Genomic DNA, 20,043 nt, shown 5'->3' on the forward strand with positions numbered 1-20,043 from the left:
GTGGCGCCCGTGGCTGCTCACGAATCACTCTACTAAGCATTCCCGGCGATTGCTGGAGTAGCGCACCGGCGTAACACACCGTTAACACTCCGGCCAACACGCCCGCTTCCGGAGCGGCGTCCCGGCACCGCGGCGGCCGTGCCCGCACGCCGTGTTTGTGACGGGTTTCACCGGGCCGCCGGAACCGGCATGTAGCTAGGACCCCCGGTATCGCACTACGCTCGTGGCATGGCCCCCAGCAACAGCCCCGAATCCAGCATGTCCGCCGAGCTCCCCGCCCCCTACGGCAACGGCCCCGCCCCCCAAGGCACCGCAGCCAACGCCGCAGCCCCCAAAGACAGCGCGCCGAGAGACACCGCACCCAAGCCCGTCGCCCGGATCCGCACCCACCACCTGCGCCAGGCGAAGCTCAACGGCGAGCACTTCGCGATGCTGACCGCGTACGACCAGTACACCGCCGAGATTTTCGACCAGGCCGGCATCGAGGTGCTCCTGGTGGGCGACTCGGCCTCCAACAATGTCTTCGGCAATGAGACCAGCCTGCCGGTCACGGTGGATGAGCTGATCCCGCTGTGCCGGGCCGTCGCGCGCTCCGCCCGGCGGGCCCTGGTGGTGGCCGATCTGCCGTTCGGCAGCTACGAGGTCTCCGCCCATCAGGCGGTGGCGACCGGCGTGCGCTTCCTCAAGGAAGGACTCGCCCACGCAGTCAAGATCGAGGGCGGGAAGTTCTACGCCGAGACGGTCCGGGCCATGGTCCAGGCCGGCATCCCGGTGATGGCGCACATCGGCTTCACGCCGCAGAGCGAGCACGCCCTCGGCGGCTACCGGGTCCAGGGCCGGGGCGACGACGCGCAGCGGCTGATCGACGACGCCGTCGCCCTGGCCGACGCCGGGGCGTTCTGCGTGCTGATGGAGATGGTTCCGGCGCCGGCGGCGGCTGCCGTGGACGCCGCCGTCGAGGTCCCCACGATCGGGATCGGGGCCGGCAACGCGACCACCGGCCAGGTGCTGGTGTGGCAGGACATGGCCGGGCTGCGGGGCGGGAAAATGGCCAAATTCGTCAAGCAGTACGCGGACCTGCGGACCACGCTGAGCGACGCCGCGAAAGCCTACGGCGACGACGTCCGTTCAGGCCAGTTCCCCGGCCCGGAGCACTCGTTCTAGCATCGAGTCCCCCGGCCCGGGAGCAGGCCCGCGGCTTTAGCCGCTGGCGGAGCTGCCGTCGCTCTTGATCGCCGAGACCTCGAACTCCAGGGTGATCTTGTCCGAGACCAGCACGCCGCCGGAGTCCAGGGCCGTGTTCCACTTGAGCCCGAAGTCCTGGCGGTCGATCCGCCGTGAGCCCTCGAACCCAGCGCGCAGGTTGCCCATCGGGTCCCGTTCGACGCCGATGAAGTCGATCGGGATCGAGATCTCCTTGGTGACGCCGCGGATCGTGACGTCACCGCTGACGATGTAGTGTCCCTCGTCGACCTGATCCACCCGGCTGCTCACAAAAGTGATCTCCGGAAACTGCGGGGCGTCAAAGAAATCGTTGGTCCGCAGGTGCTGATCCCGGTCGGCGTTGCGGGTGTCGATGCTCGCGACCTTAACCCTCAGCTCAACCGTGGACCGTTCCAGGTTCTCCGGGTCGACGGTGATCAGGCCGTCGAAGTCATTGAAGGCTCCGCGAACCTTCGTGACCATTGCGTGCCGGGTGGAAAAGCCGATGCGCGTATGGGTGGGGTCGAATCGCCACTGACCCGCGTATTCGGGCCTGAGTTCGGCCATGATATGCCTCCTTGCGGGACCGGCCACGCCGGCCCCGGATGTGGGTAGAGATGGTTGCGAACGGAAGTCCGACTGGGTGTCGCTATCTTAGTCGTCTTCGCCCTTGTCCCAGGCTTCGTTGCGGGCCTTGACCTTTTCGAGGGCATGTTCAGCTTCGTCGCGGGTCTTGTACGGGCCGATCAACTGGCTCCAGTCGGACATGGCGTCTTCTTCAATTTCGTGGGTGTTGACGTTATACCAGTATTCGGTCATCGGGGCTCCTTTGGCCTGTTTTTCCGCCTTGGGTCACTACTTATAGAATCAATCTATGCCTTCTCTGACCTCGACTGCACCCATCGGCACCCTCGTCCCGGGAACAGTCAGCCCCCAGCTCGCCGTGCCGGCGTCCATTCCGCGCCCCGAGTACGTCGGCAAGCCGGCTCCGGCCAAGTTCATGGGGTCCGAAGTCAAGTCCGCCGAGACCATCGAGAAGATCCGGATCGCTTCGCGCCTTGCCGCCCAGGCGATCGTGGAGGTCGGAAAGCACATCGCGCCCGGTGTCACCACGGACCAACTGGACCGGGTGGGGCACGAATTCCTCCTCGACAACCAGGCGTACCCGTCCACCCTCGGCTACCGGGGTTTCCCCAAGTCCCTCTGCTCCTCGCTCAACGAGGTGATCTGCCACGGCATCCCGGACAGCACGGTGGTGCAGGACGGCGACATCCTCAACATCGACATCACGGCCTTTATCGGCGGCGTGCACGGCGACACCAACTACACCTTCCTCGTCGGCGACGTCGACGAGGAATCACGGCTGCTGGTCGAACGCACGGAAGAGTCGCTGCGCCGCGCCATCCGTGCGGTGGCGCCGGGCCGCGAGATCAACGTGATCGGCCGGACCATCGAGTCCTACGCCAAGCGCTTCGGCTACGGCGTCGTCCGGGACTTCACCGGGCACGGCGTCGGCGAGGCGTTCCACACCGGGCTGATCATCCCGCACTACGACGCCGCCCCCGCCTACAACACCGTGATGGAGGCCGGCATGGTCTTCACGATCGAACCGATGCTCACGCTGGGCACGGTCGACTGGGACATGTGGGCCGACGACTGGACCGTCGTGACCCGCGACCGCAAGCGGACCGCACAGTTCGAGCACACCCTGCTGGTCACGGAGTCCGGCGCCGAGGTCCTCACCCTCCCCTGATCCCGCACCACCGAAGACCCACCCCGCCCCTGCCACGAACGGAAGCCCATTGGCCAAGAAGGACGAGAAGTCGAAGAAGAACGCCCCGCTGATCGGCATCGACATCGGCGGCACCGGCATCAAGGGCGGAATTGTTGACCTGAAGAAGGGCAAGCTGGTGGGCGACCGCCTGCGCGTGCCCACCCCGCAGCCGTCAACGCCCGAAGCCGTCGCGGAGGTCGTCGCCCAGGTTGTGGCGGAACTGTCCAAGCGCCCGGACGCCCCGGCCGCGGATTCCCCGGTCGGCGTCACCTTCCCGGGTATCATCCAGCACGGCGTCGTCCACTCCGCGGCCAACGTCGACCACTCGTGGCTGAACCTTGACATCGACGCGCTGCTCACCGCCCGCCTCGGCCGGCCCGTCGAGGTCATCAACGACGCCGACGCCGCCGGCCTCGCCGAGGCGCGCTATGGCGCCGGCGAAGGCGTCGCGGGCACCGTCCTGGTGATCACCCTCGGCACCGGAATCGGCTCGGCCTTCATCTTCAACGGCAAGCTGGTTCCCAACGCCGAGCTGGGCCACCTGGAAATCGACGGCTACGACGCCGAAAGCAAGGCCTCCGCCGTCGCCCGTGAACGCGATGGCCTGAGCTGGGCCGAATACAGCGTGCTGCTGCAGCGCTACTTCTCCCACGTCGAATTCCTCTTCTCCCCCGAACTCTTCATCGTCGGCGGCGGCATCTCCAAGCGGGCGGACGAGTACCTGCCGCACATGTCGCTGCGCACGCCGATCGTCCCGGCCGAACTGAAGAACGACGCGGGCATTGTGGGCGCGGCGATCGAGGTCGCCCTGACGCACAAGCTGGCCAAGTAGCCACGACACAGAAAACCCAACTGACTCGCAGTTGTTGTCGTTTTGAGCACTCAAAGCGACAACAACTGCGAGTCAGTTGGGTTGGAGCCGGTGGTGGCCACGGCTTCCCCTCCGCTGCCACCACCGGAACTTGGGCGAGCCTAGAGCGGGCTCTTCTGCGAGTTCTTGCCTTCCAGCCCCTTGGACTCGGCCTCGTGGCGGAGCAGGGCGATGGCGGACTCGAAGTCTTCCAGCGATTCAAAGGCCTGATATACGCTCGCGAAGCGCAGGTAGGCCACCTCGTCGAGGCGCTGCAAGGGGTTGAGGATCGCGAGGCCAACCTCGTGGGCGTCGATTTCGGCGGCGCCGGAGGCCCGGATGGTCTCCTCGACCTCCTGGGCAAGCATGGCGAGGTCGTCCTCGGTGACGGGCCGGCCCTGGCAGGCCTTCCGGACCCCGTTGATGACCTTGCTGCGGCTGAACGGTTCGCCGACGCCGGAGCGCTTGATCACGGTCAGGCTGGTGGTTTCCACGGTGGTGAAGCGGCGCCCGCATTCGGGGCACTGGCGGCGGCGGCGGATCGCTGAGCCGTCGTCCGCGATGCGGCTGTCGACCACCCGCGAGTCAGGGTTCCGGCAGAACGGGCAATACACGTCGGTTCCTCCCCTGTCGCAAGCCTGCACACCCCGGCGGGTGCCGCAGCACCGTGGCGGTGCATCCGAAATCAGTTTACGACTAGATGTTGCTGAATAACAAGCCTGTAATTACTACATGTTGTGGTTGGGTGCGCCCCGCGGCACCCTAGCTGCCGGCGGCGAACCGGGCGGTAACGGCCTCGCCGTGGGCGGGCAGGTCCTCGGCGCCGGAGAGGCTGACGATGTGCCCGCTGACTTCCGCCAGAGCGCCCTTGCTGTAGTTGATCACCTGGATGGCGCGCAGGAACGTGGTCACGTTCAGCCCGGAGGAGAACGCCGCGGTTCCGCTAGTGGGCAGCACGTGGTTGGATCCGGCGCAGTAGTCGCCCAGGCTGACCGGGCTGTAGTCCCCCACAAAGATGGCGCCGGCGTTGCGGATCCGGCCGGCGACGGCGGCGGCATCGGCGGTCATGATTTCGAGGTGTTCGGCGGCGTACGCGTCGCAGGCGGCGATGCCCTGCGCCAGGTCCTCGACCAGGACAACGCCGGACTGCGGACCGGACAGGGCCTGCCGGACCCGGGCGCTGTGCTTGGTCGCGGCTGCCTGGATATCGAGTTCGTGGCGGACGGCGGCGGCGAGCTCGTCCGAATCCGTGATCAGCACGGAGGCGGCCTGCGGATCGTGCTCGGCCTGGCTGATGAGATCGGCCGCGACCAGGGCCGGCCGCGCCGTCGCGTCGGCCAGGATGGCGATTTCTGTAGTGCCGGCCTCCGAGTCAATCCCCACGACGCCCTTGACGAGCCGCTTGGCGGTGGCGACGAAGATGTTTCCGGGCCCGGTGACGACATCGACAGCGTCAATGCCGGCGTCGGGTTCATTCCCGGTGCCGGTCCCGGCGGGGATGCCGTAGGCGAAGGCGGCGATGGCCTGGGCGCCGCCGATCGCGTAGACCTCGTCGATGCCCAGCAGGCACGCGGCCGCCAGGATCGTGGGGTGCGGCAGGCCGCCAAAGTCCTTTTGCGGCGGCGAGGCCAGGGCAATGGATTCGACGCCGGCGGCCAGCGCCGGGACGACGTTCATGATGACCGAGGAGGGGTAGACGGCCAGGCCGCCGGGGACGTAAAGCCCCACGCGGGCCACCGGGACCCAGTTCTGGCTGACCACCGCGCCCTCGCCGAGTTCGACGTCGGTGTCGGCCGGGCGCTGCGCGTCGGCGAAGCGGCGTGCCCGGCGGACGGACTCCTCGAGGGCGGCACGTACGGCCGGCTCCAGCCCGGCCAGGGCGGCCGTGAGCGCCTCGGCGGGAACGCGCGGGTGGGACTGTTCGACGCCGTCGAAGGTCAGGGCCAGTTCGCGCAGGGCCTCGAAGCCGCGTGTGCGGACGGCGGAAATGATGTCCTGGACCTTTTGCTCGGCGTCGGCCACGGTCCCGTGCTGTGCCCGCGGGACGGCGGCGCGGAGCCCCGCGAGGGACAACCGCTGGCCGCGGACGTCCACGGTGCGGAAAGTCACGGCGCGGTCAGTGTCGGTGGATGCGGGGCTGTCAGCAGTTGGGGTCACGCGACCATTTTACGCGCCGCCGGGTACGGCCCCTGACCGGCTCTGCCCTGATCGCGGCGTCAGGCGCCCGTGCGGGCGTCCGCTCCGGGGGCCGGCTCATGCTCCGGCTCGGTGTGGCCGAACACCGTGGCGAAGAAGATGGCCAGGGCTGTGGCGGCGGGCCAGATCAGCAGCAGGGCGTAGGCACGCAGCGAAAAGGCGATGCTGGCGCTGGCCGAGGTGTCCTCCGCGGCGCCCCACCAGCTGCCGGCGAGCACACCCGTCCCCCATGCCAGGATGGCGCCCGCGGCCCCGGCGGCGACGGCCAGGACCACCGTCGCGGTGCCCAGCCGGGCGGGCCGGTTGCCGGCGACGAGGACGCCGGCCAGGCAGCCGGCCAGCAGGAACAGCGCCGCCAGCACCAGGTCGCGGGGCAGCCAGGCCTCGGGGTTGCTGCCGGTGGCGAGTGCCGGGTCGCGGGTGATCAGGTTGAGGCCGGTCGGCGCCAACAGCCACCAGAGCATGCCCACCGGAAGCCCGGCCGCCGCCATCGCGATGAGCCCCTTCCAGGGCACTCCGTTCCACTGCACGTCCCGCCAGGGCAAACCCCGCCAGGGGACCGCGCGGCGGGGCCGGCGGGGGCCGCCGGGGCCGGGGCCGCCGTCGTGGTGGTCAACGGGCAGGTGCACCGCGGGTTGTGTCATGCCACAAATCTTAACAAGGGATTCGGTGGGGCCGGACATTACGCCGCCGCATGCCACGTGACGCGCCGCGGAACCGATGCCGGGCCGCGAATACCGCACGGGGCGCCCGGCGGAATACGCTGGCAGGAAGTACCGGTGACAATCGCAGGGAGATGAAGCAAAGTGGCCTCAGCCGAAGAAGCCTTCGAGGGAACGTTCAAGGAGATGTTCCGCCGTCATGCGGCCGGTGTCGCGATCATCACGGCGAACTACAACGGCGTCCCCTATGGTTTCACCGCCACCTCGGTGGCCTCGCTCTCGGCAAAGCCGCCGCGCTTCACCTTCAACATGGCCCGCACCTCCAGCTCGTGGCCAGCGGTGGCCAACTCCGCCTACATCGGGGTGCACATGCTAGGCCTGGACAACCAGGAGCTCGCCGACCGCTTCGCCCGCGGCCGCAACCGGTTCGAGGGCGACCACTGGAAGCTCGGCCCGCACGACGTGCCGATCCTCAACAATGTGTCCGGCTGGCTGATCGGCAAGATCCAAATGCGGCTCTCCTTCGAGAACAACGCCGTGGTGGTCGTTGAGGTCGTCGCCGGCGAGGTCGGTGAGCACGGCGCGCCGCTGCTCTACCACGGCGGCAGCTACAGCCAGCCGGTGCCGCTCGACTACGAGATCTAGGCCTAGCTGTCCAGGCAGGTCGGGCCGAGCAGCACCTTCAGGTCGCCGAACAGCGACGGGCTGGGGTTAACGCGCATATGCACGGGCAGCCCCATCACCTCCACCCGGGAGTCGCCGTGCAGATGCAGCCGTACCTCCGACTTGCCGCGGTGGGTCCTGAGCACCTCGCCGAGTTCGTTCACCACGGCCTCGGTGGCCTTGTGCGTCGGCATGGTGATCACCAACGGCCCGTCCAGGCCCTCGCTGAGGTCCGGGACCGAGAGTTCCATGCAGTTCAGGGCCACGGCCCCGTCGTCGCGGCGCTGCAGCCGGCCCTTGACGACGACGATCAGGTCCTCGGCCAGCACCGAGGCGATCGGGCCGTAGACCTGGCCGAAGAACATCACTTCCACCGAGCCGCCGAGGTCTTCGATTTCGGCGCGGGCGTAGGCGTTGCCGCTGGCCTTGGCGATCCGCCGGCTCAGCGAGGTGATCATGCCGGCGATGGTAATGATGGCGCCGTCGTGCGGTCCGTCCTCGGCGATGATCGAGGTGATGGACTGGTCCGCGTGCTGGCTCAGCAGCCCCTCCAGGCCCTGCAGCGGATGGTCCGAGACGTAGAGCCCGAGCATGTCGCGTTCGAAGGAGAGCTTGTCCTTCTTTTCCCACTCGGGCAGCTCGGGGATCTCGATGCTGAGCGAGGACTCCGACTCGGTGTCCTCGAAACCGGCGAACAGGTCGAACTGCCCGATCGCCTCGTTGCGCTTGAGCGTGATGACCGAGTCGATGGCCTCTTCGTGGACCATGGCCAGGGCCCGGCGGTGGTGGCCAAGTGAGTCGAAGGCGCCGGCCTTGATCAGCGATTCGATGGTGCGCTTGTTGCAGACGACCGCCGGCACCTTCATCAGGTAATCCTTGAAGGAGGTGTAGGCGCCTTCGCGTTCGCGTGCGGCCACCATCGCGTCGACGGCGTTGGCGCCGACGTTGCGGATGGCGCCCATACCGAAGCGGATGTCGTTGCCCACCGGGGTGAAGTTGAGCGCGGACTCGTTGACGTCCGGCGGCAGCACCGTGATGCCCATGCGACGGCATTCGTTCAGGTAGATCGCCGACTTGTCCTTGTCATCGCCGACGGAGGTCAGCAGGGCGGCCATGTATTCGGGCGCGTAGTGCGCCTTCAGGTAGGCGGTCCAGTAGGAGATCACGCCGTACGCGGCCGAGTGCGCCTTGTTGAAGGCGTAGTCGGAGAAGGGCAGCAGGATGTCCCAGAGGGTCTTGACGGCGGCCATCGAGTAGCCGTTGTCCTGCATGCCCTGGGAGAAGCCGGCAAACTGCTTGTCCAGCTCGGACTTCTTCTTTTTGCCCATGGCCCGGCGCAGGATGTCGGCCTGGCCGAGGGTGTACCCGGCCAGCTTCTGCGCGACGGCCATCACCTGCTCCTGGTACACGATCAGGCCGTAGGTGCCGCCGAGGATCTCCGCGAGCGGCTCCTCGAGCTCGGGGTGGATCGGGATGACTTCCTGGATCTTGTTCTTGCGCAGCGCGTAGTCGGTGTGCGCGTTCGCGCCCATGGGTCCCGGGCGGTACAGCGCCAGGACGGCGGAGATGTCTTCGAAGTTGTCAGGCTTCATCAGCTTCAGCAGCGACCGCATCGGCCCGCCGTCGAGCTGGAAGACGCCGAGGGTGTCGCCGCGGGCCAGCAGCTCGTAGGAGGCGGCGTCGTCTAGGGCCAGCGCCTCGAGGTCCAGGTCCACCCCGCGGTTCATCTTGATGTTTTCCAGGGCGTCGGAAATGATCGTCAGGTTCCGCAGGCCGAGGAAGTCCATCTTGATCAGCCCGAGGCCCTCGGAGGTCGGGTAGTCGAACTGCGTGATGACCTGGCCGTCCTGGAAGCGGCGCATGATCGGGATGACGTCGATGATGGGGTCCGAGGACATGATGACACCGGCGGCGTGCACGCCCCACTGCCGCTTCAGGCCTTCAATGCCCAGAGCGGTCTCAAAGACCTTCGCGGCTTCCGGGTCGGTGCTGATCAGCTGCCGGAAATCGCCGGCCTCGCCGTAGCGCTTGGCTTCGGGGTTCTGGATGTCGGCCAGCGGGATGTCCTTGGCCATCACGGCCGGCGGCAGCGCCTTGGTCAGCGTCTCGCCCATGCTGAACGGGTAGCCCAGCACTCTGGAGGAGTCCTTAAGGGCCTGCTTGGTCTTGATGGTGCCGTAGGTGACGATCATGGCCACACGCTCGTCGCCGTACTTGCGCGTCACGTAGTCGATCACTTCGGAGCGGCGCCGGTCATCAAAGTCGACGTCGAAGTCGGGCATGGAGACGCGGTCCGGGTTGAGGAAGCGCTCGAAGATCAGGCCGTGGTGCAGCGGGTCGAGGTCGGTGATGCGCATGGCGTACGCCACCATGGAGCCGGCACCGGAACCACGGCCCGGGCCCACCCGGATGCCGTTGTTCTTGGCCCAGTTGATGAAGTCTGCCACCACCAGGAAGTAGCCCGGGAAGCCCATGGAATTGATGACGCCGAGTTCGTAGTCGGCCTGGGTGCGGACCTTGTCCGGGATGCCGCCCGGGTAGCGGTAACGGAGGCCCTTGTCCACTTCCTTGACCAGCCAGGAGGTCTCGTCCTCGCCTTCCGGGCAGGGGAAGCGGGGCATGTAGTTGGCGCCGGTGTTGAACGAGACGTCGCAGCGTTCGGCGATCAGTAGCGTGTTGTCGCAGGCGTCCGGATGGTCGCGGAAGAGTTCCCGCATTTCCTGCGGGGACTTCAGGTAGTAGCCGCTGCCGGAGAACGCGAACCGGGAGCCGCCGTTGTCGTACGTGGGCTCCAGCAGGGTGGACCCGGACTGGATGGCCAGCAGGGCCTCGTGCGCCTTGGCATCGTGCTCGTGCGTGTAGTGCAAGTCGTTGGTGGCCACCAGCGGCAGGTTCAGTTCCTTGGCCAGGCGCAGCAGGTCGCCGGTGACGCGCCGCTCGATGTCCAGGCCGTGGTCCATGAGTTCGCAGAAGTAGTTCTCGGCGCCGAAGATGTCGCGGAACTCCGCGGCCGCCTCGACGGCCTCGCGGTACTGGCCCAGCCGGAGCCTGGTCTGGACCTCGCCGGAGGGGCAGCCGGTGGTGGCGATGAGGCCCTCGGAGTAGGTGTTCAGCAGTTCGCGGTCCAGCCGGGGCCATTTGCCGAAGACCGAGTCCAGCGAGGCGATCGAGGAAGCGCGGAACAGGTTCCGCATGCCCACGTTGTTGTAGCTGAGCAGCGTCATGTGGGTGTAGGAACCGCCGCCGGAGATGTCGTCCTTGCGCTGGCTTTCCTCGCCCCAGCGGACGCGGGTCTTGTCCCCGCGCGCCGTTCCGGGAGTGACGTAGGCTTCGACGCCGATGATCGGCTTGATGCCCTTGTCCGTGGCGCGCTTCCAGAAGTCGAAGGCCCCGAAGAGGTAGCCGTGGTCCGTGGTGGCCAGGGCGGGCATGCCCAGCCGCTCGGTCTCATCGAAGAGTTCGCCGAGCCGCGCCGCACCGTCCAACATGGAGTACTCGGTGTGGTTGTGGAGGTGGACGAACGAGTTGTTGCTGGAAGTCACCGAATCATTCTAGTGCCGGGCACGGACACTTCCGCGCCCGGCACGCGGCCGGCCCCTGGCTGGTCAGGCCTGGCCAGACTCCAGCACCTCGAGGGCGTACCGGAGGTCCTGGGGGTACTCGCTGGTCACGGTGACCCGCTCCCCCGTCCGCGGGTGGTCGAAGGACAGTTGCCGGGCGTGCAGCCACTGCCGGGTCAGCCCCAGCGTCGCGGCGAGCCGGGGGTCCGCTCCGTAGGTGAGGTCACCGGCGCAGGGGTGGCGCAGTGCGGCGAAGTGCACCCGGATCTGGTGGGTGCGGCCGGTTTCCAGATGCACCTCCACCAGCGAGGCCTTGCCGAAGGCTTCCAGCACCTCGTAGTGGGTCACCGAGTCGCGGCCGTCCTCGATCACGGCAAAGCGCCAGTCGTGGCCGGGGTGGCGGCCGATCGGGGCGTCAATGGTCCCGGCGAGCGGGTCCGGCAGGCCCTGGACCACCGCGTGGTAGACCTTGTCCACGGTGCGCTCCTTGAACGCCCGCTTGAGCGCCGTGTAGGCGTTCTCGGTCTTGGCCACCACCATCACGCCGGAGGTGCCGACGTCGAGCCGGTGCACGATCCCGGCGCGTTCCGGGGAACCCGAGGTGGAAATCCGGTAGCCGGCGCCGGCGAGGCCGCCGACCACGGTGGGGCCCACCCACCCGGGCGACGGGTGCGCCGCGACGCCGACGGGTTTGTCGACGACGACGAATTCGTCGTCGTCGAGCAGGATTTTCAGGCCTTCCACAACTTCCTCCACGACTTCCAGGGGGTCCCGGCGTTCCGGCACGACGACGTCGAGCCGCCCGCCGGCGCTGAGTTTGAGGGACTTCCCCACGGCCTTGCCGTGGCTGCTGACATTGCCCTCGGCGATCAGTGTGGCCGCCTGCGAACGGGAGATATCCATGAGTTTCGCCAGTCCGGCATCCACCCGGGTGCCGGCGAGCTCCTCGGGGACGGTGAAGTGCCGGGGCGTGGTTACCGGTCCGGTCCCAGCGCCGGTCTCAGACATTGTGTTCCCGCCCGTTCTCTTCCAGCACTGCCGGCCGGGCTGCCGCCTTGTCCTCGGCCGGGTTTTTGCCCTGGTTGTGGTGTGAGCCGTCCAGGCCGATGCCGCGCAGCGTGAGCAGGCAGATCAACACCACCGAGGAGACCACGGCCGAGTCGGCGATGTTGAAGATCGCGAAGTTGGGCAGCTGGATGAAGTCCACCACGTGGCCCATTGCGAACGAGGGCTCGCGGAACAGCCGGTCGGTCAGGTTGCCCAGCGCGCCGCCCAGCAGCAGGCCCAGCGCCAGCGCCCACCAGGCCGAACCGAGCTTGCGCAGCTGCAGCAGGATCGCGACGGACACGGCCGCCATGATGATGGTGAAGACCCAGGTGACGTTCTCGCCGATGGAGAACGCGGCGCCCGAGTTCCGGATGTAGTACCAGTGCAGCAGCGGCGGCAGCACCGGGATCCGCTCCCCCTCGGTCATGGTGCCGGTGACCCAGAGTTTGGTCAGCTGGTCGAACACGTAGGCGAACACCGCAAATCCGGCGAACAGGGACAACAGCAGTGCGCGCCGCGGCCGGCGTGCCGGGGCCTTCGCGGCGGCGGACTGCGCGGCGGCGGACTGTTCGGCATCGGCGGACTGTTCGGTATCGGCGGGCTGTTCGGTATCGGCGGGCTGGGCGGCGTCCGCGGGCTGGGCGGCGTCTGGGGTTGGTGCGTCAGTCATAGTGCTTTCGTTCCGGTGCCGAGGGGGCGGTTAATGCCAAAAGCCGGTGGCCGAGGAGTCCTCAGCCACCGGCTTTCAGAATACTTGCTAAACGTCCTAGTTGGCTTCGACCTCGGGGGCCGCTACCGAACCACGGGCGTCAAGGTCACGCAGCTGGCCTTCGATGTAGGCCTTGAGGCGGGAGCGGTAGTCGCGCTCGAAGCCGCGCAGCTGCTCGACCTTGCGCTCCAGCACCGAGCGCTGCTGTTCGAGGGCGCCGAGGATCTTGCGGGACTTTTCCTGCGCGTCGTTGACGAGGCTGCTGGCTTCGATCTGCGCCTCGGCGATGATCTTGTCGCGCTGCTGCTCGCCGTCGGCGACGTGCTTGTCGTGCATCTGCTGCGCCATGGCCAGCAGGCCGGCGGCGGACTCTGCCGAGGCGCTGGCGGCGGCGGGGACCGGGGCGGCCACCGGGGCGGGAGCCTTTTCGGCTTCCTTCTTCTTGGCGGCTTCGGCGGCCTTGGCCTCGGCTTCTGCCTTGGCGCGGTCGTCCTTTTCGGCCTTGACGGGTGCCGGCACCTTTTCCACGACGGGGGCTGCAGCAGCGGAGCTGGCGGCCGTGCCGGAACCTGCTTCGGAGAGCTTCTTGCGCAGCTCGTCGTTCTCTTGGTTCAGGCGTCGCAGTTCGACGACGATCTCGTCCAGGAAGTCATCAACTTCGTCCTGGTCGTAGCCTTCGCGGAACTTGGTCGGCTGAAAGCGCTTGTTGACAACGTCTTCTGGCGTCAAAGCCATCTGGTCACCTCGTTGGTCTAGTTAGTCAGGAGGCCTTCCGGCCGTCAAAACTACGGTACCTAAATATGGTCTGGTTACTCTAATTCAACACCGCAGTGTCAAACCGGAGTTTTTTATCTTTTGGCGGGCGGAGCCGGTCCGCCGCCGGGGTTAGGTGGCGATCGGCTGGGCGTACGTGAAGTACCTGGCGATGCCCATGGCCACCGAAACGGCCAGGAAGAGCACCAGGAACGCCAGGTCCAGCGAGATTCCGCCGAGCCGCAACGGCGGGAGAACCCGGCCGAGCAGTTTGAGGGGCCTGTCCGTGACGGAGTACACGGCATGGGCGGTGACGAGGGCCACGCCGCGCGGACGCCAGCTGCGGGCGAACATCTGCACCCAGTCGAAGATCAGGCGGATGATCAGGGCGACGAAAAAGAGCAGCAGCGCGATATAGACGAGTCCGAAAACAATTCCCATGCGTTAGCTCATATCTCCATGATCATTCCGGATACCGCAGTAGCCCGACAGTGGTTGCGCATCCATTCCAGCACGTCTCTTCCAGCACGGAAAGTCGGGCACGGATGCCGGGCAGGTTTCCCCGCCCGGCATCCGCGCCCGGAGCCTGGACTAGCTCTGGTTGAAGAAGCTGGCCTGGGTCTCGCTTACCTTCTTGTCGTCGCCGATCACTTCGACGTACGACGGCGAGAGCAGGAACACTTTGTTGGTCACCCGTTCGATGCTTCCGCGCAGGCCGAACACCAGGCCGGCGGAGAAGTCCACGAGCCGCTTGGCGTCCGCTTCGCCCATGTCGGTGACGTTCATGATGACAGGGATGCCGTCACGGAAGCTTTCGCCGATCAGTTTGGCGTCGTTGTAGGACCGCGGGTGGATCGTGGTGATCTGCCGGAGGCCGGTGGTTTCATCGCGGCTGGCAGCCGCTCGCTTAATGGGTGTCACGGGTGCGCGGTATTCCTCTTCAGCGGCGTAGGGCTCTTCCCGGGGGGCCTCGCGGACAGGGGCCGGCGCGCGGCGCTCCTCGCGGTCGTGCTCCATGGAATCGTCCTCATCCTTGTGCGGGGTGTGATGCTCGGACTCGTAGTGTTCGTCGCCGTCAGCGAGCCCAAGATAGATCATTGTCTTGCGCAGAGCGCCAGCCATGGTCGACTCCTAATCGTGTCCGTTAGGCGGGCCGCTTTTGTGACTTGACTGTGTTGGAGTCGCTGTCTTCTAAACATTGCATTGGAATCCCCGCCATTACCTTCCAATACGTCGAACCTACCGTAGTGCCGGGCGCGGACCGAGAATATCGGAGCCAATTCGTAGGTGTGTCGCCCCGAAACGGACGGCCGCTTCAAGGTCCTGGCTCATGCCGGCTGAAATGGCGGCGGCCTGCGGATATTCGCCGCGGAGCCGGGCGGAGATCTCCGCCAGTTTTTCGAACGCCGCCTCCGGCGCGGCACCGAGGGGAGCCACGGCCATGACCCCGGCCAGCTTCAGGCCCGGGGACCCGGCGAGCTCCGCGGCCAGGGCGGCCACGTCGGCGGGCAAGGCGCCGCCGCGGTGGCCGTCGGCGTCGTCGTCCAGGCTGACCTGGATGAAGCACTCAAGGTCGGCACGAAAGGCGCGCTCCTGCTCGGTGCGAACCGCTTTGGCCAGGGCGGTGACCAGCGGGAGCCGGTCCACGGAATGCACGGCATGAGCGTACCGCACCACGGATTTGGCCTTGTTGCTTTGGAGCTGGCCGATGAAGTGCCAGCGCAACTGCAGCTCTGCGAGCCGGGCGGCCTTGTCCGCCGCCTCCTGGTCCCGGTTCTCGCCGACGTCAGTGATGCCCAGGGCGGCCAGCCGCGCCACGTCCTCGGCGGGGTGGAACTTGGTGACCACAATGAGTTGCGGCGGGTCGGTCTGGCGCCCTGCGGCGGCCACCGCGGCGTCGATCCGCTGCCGGACGGCCGCGAGTGCTCCGCCCAGCTCGGCGAGCCGCGGGTCGTGACCTGCGGGCCCGGCCGCCGGGGCGCTCACGCGCCCGCCCGGTCATGGTCGGTCCAGACGAGGCCGGCGAACCGGCCCGTGTGGTTGTTGCGGCGGTAGGAGAACAGCGCGGTGTCCTCCCGGGTGCAGCCGCCGGAATATTCGACCACGACGCCGGCCGCCTCCAGCTGGCCGCGGACCCCGGCGGGCAGGTCCAGCCCCGGCGTCCCCTGGGAGGTGGTGCACCAGGTGGCCGGAACGAGTGCCGCAACGTCCGCGCGCATGCCCTCCGGGACCTCGTAGCATTTCCCGCAGATGGACGGCCCGATCCACGCGCCGATGCCGGTGGCGCCGAGGGCGCGCATGCGCTCCACGGCGGCGGGAACCACCCCGGCAGCCAGGCCTGGCCGGCCGGCGTGGACGACCCCCAGCACGGGGGCTGCCGACGCTCCCCCGGAGTTCTCCCCCACCAGCACAACCGGCACGCAGTCGGCCACCATGACGGCCAGCGGCTCACCGGCGGACACCAAGGCATCGGCCGTCGGGGCAGGTCCGGCCTCCGGGCCTGCGGGGCCGGCAAAGACGGCCACGTCGTTGCCATGGACCTGGTTCATAAACCGGAAATGCAGGGACCCCAGGCCGGCCGCCTGCTCGAGGGCTTCGCGGCGCGTGCGCACCGCGTCCGGATCATCGCCGACGTGGAGCGCCAGGTTGCCGGCCGCAACGTTCGTAAAGGCCGCCCAGACGCCGGGCCGCACCTCTGCTCGCCAGGAAAACACTCAGCCCACCGCCACGTCAGGAACCTGCACTGTTGAAATCTTCATACCCAACACCGTAACCCGCAAAAGCACCATGGCACCGCCCGGGGGCAGTGCCATGGTGCTGATTGCGGCTGGTGGACCGCCGGCCTACTTCAGGAAGTCGGGCACGTCCAGGTCGTCCGAGTGGCGGCCGGAGAGGTCAGGCTCGACCACGGAGGGCAGGTCTACGTCGAAACCCGAGTCGGCCGGCACGGCCGAGGGACGCTGCTGGCCCCAGTTGCTGAGCCCCGAGGCGCCGACGCCGGCGTGCAGCGGCTGGACCGGCGCGGAAGCCGGAGCCTGGGCCGGAGCAGGTGCGGGTGCAGCCTGGCGCGCCGGAGCGGGCTGGGACTGGTCCATCGAAGGCGAGGTGGCCTTGACGTCGTCGAACCCGGCGGCGATCACGGTCACGCGGGCCTCGTCGCCGAGGGCGTCGTCGATCACGGCACCGAAGATGATGTTGGCCTCCGGGTGTGCCACTTCCTGCACCAGGCGGGCGGCCTCGTTGATTTCGAACAGGCCGAGGTCTGAACCGCCCTGGATGGACAGCAGCACACCGTGCGCACCGTCGATGGACGCTTCCAGCAGCGGCGAGGCGATCGCAAGTTCGGCGGCCTTGACGGCGCGGTCTTCGCCGCGGGCCGAGCCGATGCCCATCAGCGCGGAGCCTGCACCCTGCATCACGGACTTGACGTCTGCGAAGTCAAGGTTGATCAGGCCCGGGGTGGTGATCAGGTCGGTGATGCCCTGGACACCGGAGAGCAGGACCTGGTCGGCAGAGCGGAACGCGTCCAGCACCGAGACGTTCCGGTCGCTGATCGAGAGCAGCCGGTCGTTCGGGATGACGATCAGGGTGTCGACCTCGTCGCGGAGGGCGTCGATGCCGGCTTCGGCGGAGCCGGCGCGGCGGCGGCCCTCGAAGGTGAACGGGCGGGTAACGACGCCGATGGTCAGCGCGCCCAGGGACCGGGCGATGCGGGCCACGACGGGAGCGCCGCCGGTACCGGTGCCGCCGCCTTCGCCGGCGGTGACGAAGACCATGTCTGCGCCGCGGATGACCTCTTCGATTTCGTCCGCGTGGTCCTCCGCAGCCTGCCGGCCGACCTCAGGGTTCGCACCGGCGCCCAGGCCGCGGGTCAGCTCGCGTCCGACGTCGAGCTTGACGTCGGCGTCGGACATCAACAGCGCCTGCGCGTCGGTGTTGATGGCGATGAATTCGACGCCGCGGAGACCGACTTCGATCATGCGGTTGACTGCGTTCACGCCACCGCCGCCGATGCCGACGACCTTGATGACGGCCAAGTAATTCTGCGGAGCTGCCACGTTACGTGTCCCTTGTTCGTGTTCTGTTGCGAAAACTGATGGAGTCGAGCTTGAAGCTTCGAACCTTAACCTTCGACTTGAAGGTTATAGTTATGTCAAGTAACTCATGTCTGTGACGCTATTTCCTATGCCGGGGACATTCAATTACCGGCTCCGCGTGTCGCGGTAATACCGGGGAAATGCCGTCCGTTTCTGCCTTTCCGGGCGCTTTGGCGCCGCGCCGGATCCCGGCGGAAGCACCGGTTCCACTATCGCCCGGTTCCATGCCGATGTAAGTGATTCACGGCTATCGGGTGACCGGCTGCCGCGGCACACTGACGTCGTAGACGCGGACCGGATTCTTCGGGTCGGCCGGCGCATTCAGGAGGGCGGCGAGGACCTTCGCCTTGAGTTCCTTCTCCCCCGCGTTGCCCCAGACGATCGTCTGGCCGTCCACGAGCTTGAGTTCCACCGCGTCCACGGACTTGGCCGAGGCGTCGGAGAGCCTGGCGAGCACGTCCGCCGGGAGCGCCCCCAGAACTGCTGTGACGGCGTGGAAGAGCTCCTTAGGCAGGGCGCCGCCGCCGCCGTCGATCACCGGCAGTTGGACCGAGGCGGGGTCCGTTGTGGTGCCGAGCTGGACGCCGTCGACGTCCACCAGTTGGAAGGCTTCGCCTTGTTTCAGCAGCGCAACCGGGACACGTTCGGTAATTTTCACCTGCAGGGTGGACGGCGGCCGCGCCTGGGTGGTGACCGCCTTGACCTGGACCAGGGGCTGCAGCAGCCCGGTGACCTGCTCGTCGCTGATCTGCGGCAGCGGCTTGCCCTGCAGGGGCGCCAGGGCGGCTTTGACCTGCTCCGGCGTGAGCATCCGGGTCCCCTCTACCGTGACAGTCCGGACGGCCAGCCAGGGCGAGTAGAAGGCTGCCGCAACGATTGCGGCAAGCAGCACCGCGATCACCCCCGCCGTGCTGAGCACGATCCGGCGGCGCCGCTTGGCTTTCGGCTCCGGGAAGGAGAGCACCTTGCCGGGCCGGGGCTCGGGCGTGGCGGCGCCGGCCGGGCCGGCGGACGGCTGTGCTCTTGACGCCGGTGTCGCGGGGTCCGTTTTCGAGGCGGAGATGACGTCCGGCAGTCCCCGCGAGGGATAGCCGGGCCGGCGTGAGTTAGCCACCCGGCGCCTCGGCTTTCAGCGCCTCGACGATGAGCGGCCCGTAGGCGGTGACATCGCCGGCGCCGGCCGTGAGCACGATGTCCCCCGGCGCGGCGGCGTCGAGGACTGCCTGGACGGCTTCCTGGCCGGCGCCAACGAGCCGGCCGCGGGAGCCGAGGTGGTCGGCGATCAGCTGGCTGGTGACGCCGGGGATGGGGTCTTCGCGGGCCGGGTAGATGTCCAGCACCAGGGCCGTGTCCGCGGCGTTCAGGGCCTCCGCGAACTCCTGCGCGAATTCGCGGGTGCGGGAGAACAGGTGCGGCTGGAAGAGCACGTGCACCCGGCGGTCGCCGGCCACCGAACGGGCCGCGGCGAGGGCGGCGCGTACTTCGGTGGGGTGGTGGGCGTAGTCGTCGTACACCCGCACGCCCCCGACCTCGCCCTTGAATTCAAAACGGCGTGCGGCGCCGGAGAAGTTTGCCAATGCGCCGGCCGCTGCCTCCGGGGCGATGCCGAGCTCCAGCGCCACCGCGAAGGCAGCGGCGGCGTTGAGGGCGTTGTGCCGGCCCGGCACCTGGAGGTCCAGGGCGAAGCGGCACGCCGGCGTCGTGATCCAGACGTCGCCCGGGCCGCCGTCGTGCAGCTTCACTTCGGCGTCCCCGGCCGTCCCGTAGAGGACCACCCGGGTGGTGGCCCGCTCGCGGGTGCGCAGCGCCAGGGCGCGGGCGCCGTCGTCGTCGGCGCAGGCCACCAGCAGGCCGTCGGCCGGGAGCAGGGCAGTGAAGCGGTCGAAGGAGGCGTACACCGCTTCGGCGGTGCCGTAGTGGTCCAGGTGGTCGGGTTCGACGTTGGTGACGACGGCGATTTGCGGGCGGTAGTTCAGGAATGAGCCATCCGATTCGTCGGCTTCCGCGACGAAGACCGGGGAGGTCCCGGAGGCGGCGTTGACGCCCAGGGCGGGCACGTTGGCGCCGATGGCGAAGGACGGATCCAGCCCGGCGCCCTGCAGGAGCACCGTGATCATCGACGTCGTGGTGGATTTACCGTGTGTGCCGGCGACCGTGATGGCGGTGTCCTGGGCCATCGTCGCGGCCAGGGCCTCGGAGCGGTGCAGCACGGGCAGGCCGGCGGCGCGGGCCGCGGCCAGTTCGGGGTTGTCCGGGCGGATGGCCGAACCGGCGACGACGGTCTGAGCGTCGGCCAGGTTCGCCGCGTCGTAGCCCACGGCAATCCGGGCCCCGGCCGCGGCCAGCTCGGCCATGACCGGAAGGTCCTTGGCGTCCGAGCCGCTCACCGGCAGGCCCCGGGCCACCATGATGCGGGCGACGGCGGACATCCCGACTCCGCCGATGCCGATGAAGTGCACGCGCCCCAGCGAGTCCTGCGTGCGCGCCGCCGGCGGGGTGCCGTTCTGGGCCTGGGTCATTGCCATACCG

Annotated in this window: 20 protein-coding genes; 4 read left to right on the top strand and 16 right to left on the bottom strand. The window is 68.0% G+C overall.

From position 1 onward, the window contains the following. The first annotated feature begins 228 nt into the window (after positions 1–228). Complete coding sequence (gene panB, locus AC6I9V_RS01790) at positions 229–1,164, top strand: 3-methyl-2-oxobutanoate hydroxymethyltransferase (protein ID WP_497898124.1); 936 nt, start codon at positions 229–231, stop codon at positions 1,162–1,164. 36 nt (positions 1,165–1,200) lie between these two features. On the opposite strand, the gene AC6I9V_RS01795 is transcribed toward panB, so the two are convergent. Further along, positions 1,201–1,770, bottom strand: a complete 570-nt coding sequence (locus AC6I9V_RS01795; protein WP_497898125.1) for a YceI family protein — start codon at positions 1,768–1,770, stop codon at positions 1,201–1,203. 87 nt (positions 1,771–1,857) lie between these two features. Further along, positions 1,858–2,022 carry an SPOR domain-containing protein gene (locus AC6I9V_RS01800; RefSeq protein ID WP_349414057.1) on the bottom strand — a complete coding sequence of 55 codons (165 nt, stop codon included), beginning with the start codon at positions 2,020–2,022 and terminating at the stop codon, positions 1,858–1,860. Positions 2,023–2,077: 55 nt separating this feature from the next. Here AC6I9V_RS01800 and map point away from each other — a divergent pair, with 55 nt between their 5' ends. Further along, on the top strand, positions 2,078–2,956 hold the full coding sequence (gene map, locus AC6I9V_RS01805) for a type I methionyl aminopeptidase (protein WP_497898126.1): 879 nt from the start codon (positions 2,078–2,080) through the stop codon (positions 2,954–2,956). Between the two features lie 49 nt (positions 2,957–3,005). Then, a complete protein-coding gene (gene ppgK, locus AC6I9V_RS01810; RefSeq protein WP_497898127.1) occupies positions 3,006–3,809 on the top strand; it encodes a polyphosphate--glucose phosphotransferase in 804 nt (267 codons plus the stop codon). A 140-nt stretch (positions 3,810–3,949) separates the two neighbouring features. Here ppgK and nrdR read toward each other — a convergent pair whose 3' ends face one another. The 3 genes from nrdR to AC6I9V_RS01825 form a co-directional block, all read right to left on the bottom strand. Next, complete coding sequence (gene nrdR / locus AC6I9V_RS01815) at positions 3,950–4,441, bottom strand: transcriptional regulator NrdR (RefSeq protein WP_138769622.1); 492 nt, start codon at positions 4,439–4,441, stop codon at positions 3,950–3,952. A 148-nt stretch (positions 4,442–4,589) separates the two neighbouring features. Continuing rightward, a complete protein-coding gene (gene hisD / locus AC6I9V_RS01820) occupies positions 4,590–5,984 on the bottom strand; it encodes a histidinol dehydrogenase (RefSeq protein ID WP_497898128.1) in 1,395 nt (464 codons plus the stop codon). Positions 5,985–6,043: 59 nt separating this feature from the next. After that, on the bottom strand, positions 6,044–6,667 hold the full coding sequence (locus tag AC6I9V_RS01825) for a hypothetical protein (protein WP_497898129.1): 624 nt from the start codon (positions 6,665–6,667) through the stop codon (positions 6,044–6,046). A gap of 204 nt (positions 6,668–6,871) precedes the next feature. Between AC6I9V_RS01825 and AC6I9V_RS01830 the strand changes: the two genes are divergently transcribed. After that, positions 6,872–7,330, top strand: coding sequence for a flavin reductase family protein (locus tag AC6I9V_RS01830; protein WP_497900229.1), 459 nt, complete (start codon positions 6,872–6,874; stop codon positions 7,328–7,330). Between the two features lie 2 nt (positions 7,331–7,332). On the opposite strand, the gene dnaE is transcribed toward AC6I9V_RS01830, so the two are convergent. The 11 genes from dnaE to murC form a co-directional block, all read right to left on the bottom strand. Then, positions 7,333–10,890, bottom strand: coding sequence for a DNA polymerase III subunit alpha (gene dnaE / locus AC6I9V_RS01835; RefSeq protein WP_497898130.1), 3,558 nt, complete (start codon positions 10,888–10,890; stop codon positions 7,333–7,335). Positions 10,891–10,953: 63 nt separating this feature from the next. Further along, positions 10,954–11,916 (bottom strand): RluA family pseudouridine synthase, encoded by a 963-nt coding sequence (locus AC6I9V_RS01840; RefSeq protein ID WP_497898131.1) that lies wholly within the window; start codon positions 11,914–11,916, stop codon positions 10,954–10,956. Next, the gene (gene lspA, locus AC6I9V_RS01845) at positions 11,909–12,625 is read right to left on the bottom strand and encodes a signal peptidase II (RefSeq protein WP_497898132.1); all 717 of its coding nucleotides are present in this window, start codon (positions 12,623–12,625) and stop codon (positions 11,909–11,911) included. The genes AC6I9V_RS01840 and lspA overlap by 8 nt, the downstream gene beginning before the upstream one ends. Before the next feature lie 96 nt (positions 12,626–12,721). After that, entirely contained in the window at positions 12,722–13,399 is a 678-nt protein-coding gene (locus tag AC6I9V_RS01850) for a DivIVA domain-containing protein (RefSeq protein ID WP_497898133.1), read from the bottom strand. A 150-nt stretch (positions 13,400–13,549) separates the two neighbouring features. Continuing rightward, on the bottom strand, positions 13,550–13,858 hold the full coding sequence (locus tag AC6I9V_RS01855; RefSeq protein ID WP_146337845.1) for a YggT family protein: 309 nt from the start codon (positions 13,856–13,858) through the stop codon (positions 13,550–13,552). Between the two features lie 150 nt (positions 13,859–14,008). After that, the gene (locus AC6I9V_RS01860) at positions 14,009–14,539 is read right to left on the bottom strand and encodes a cell division protein SepF (RefSeq protein WP_349414066.1); all 531 of its coding nucleotides are present in this window, start codon (positions 14,537–14,539) and stop codon (positions 14,009–14,011) included. A 117-nt stretch (positions 14,540–14,656) separates the two neighbouring features. Next, on the bottom strand, positions 14,657–15,403 hold the full coding sequence (locus AC6I9V_RS01865; protein WP_497898134.1) for a YggS family pyridoxal phosphate-dependent enzyme: 747 nt from the start codon (positions 15,401–15,403) through the stop codon (positions 14,657–14,659). Next, a complete protein-coding gene (locus AC6I9V_RS01870; RefSeq protein ID WP_497898135.1) occupies positions 15,400–16,131 on the bottom strand; it encodes a purine nucleoside phosphorylase YfiH/LACC1 family protein in 732 nt (243 codons plus the stop codon). The genes AC6I9V_RS01865 and AC6I9V_RS01870 overlap by 4 nt, the downstream gene beginning before the upstream one ends. Before the next feature lie 129 nt (positions 16,132–16,260). Continuing rightward, complete coding sequence (gene ftsZ / locus AC6I9V_RS01875; RefSeq protein ID WP_497898136.1) at positions 16,261–17,475, bottom strand: cell division protein FtsZ; 1,215 nt, start codon at positions 17,473–17,475, stop codon at positions 16,261–16,263. Positions 17,476–17,761: 286 nt separating this feature from the next. Further along, a complete protein-coding gene (locus AC6I9V_RS01880; RefSeq protein WP_497898137.1) occupies positions 17,762–18,628 on the bottom strand; it encodes a cell division protein FtsQ/DivIB in 867 nt (288 codons plus the stop codon). Further along, positions 18,621–20,033, bottom strand: a complete 1,413-nt coding sequence (murC, locus tag AC6I9V_RS01885; RefSeq protein WP_497900230.1) for a UDP-N-acetylmuramate--L-alanine ligase — start codon at positions 20,031–20,033, stop codon at positions 18,621–18,623. Before murC ends, AC6I9V_RS01880 begins: the two co-directional genes overlap by 8 nt. Positions 20,034–20,043: the final 10 nt, after the last annotated feature.

The sequence above is a fragment of the Arthrobacter sp. SlRoot2-15 genome (genome assembly GCF_059739345.1).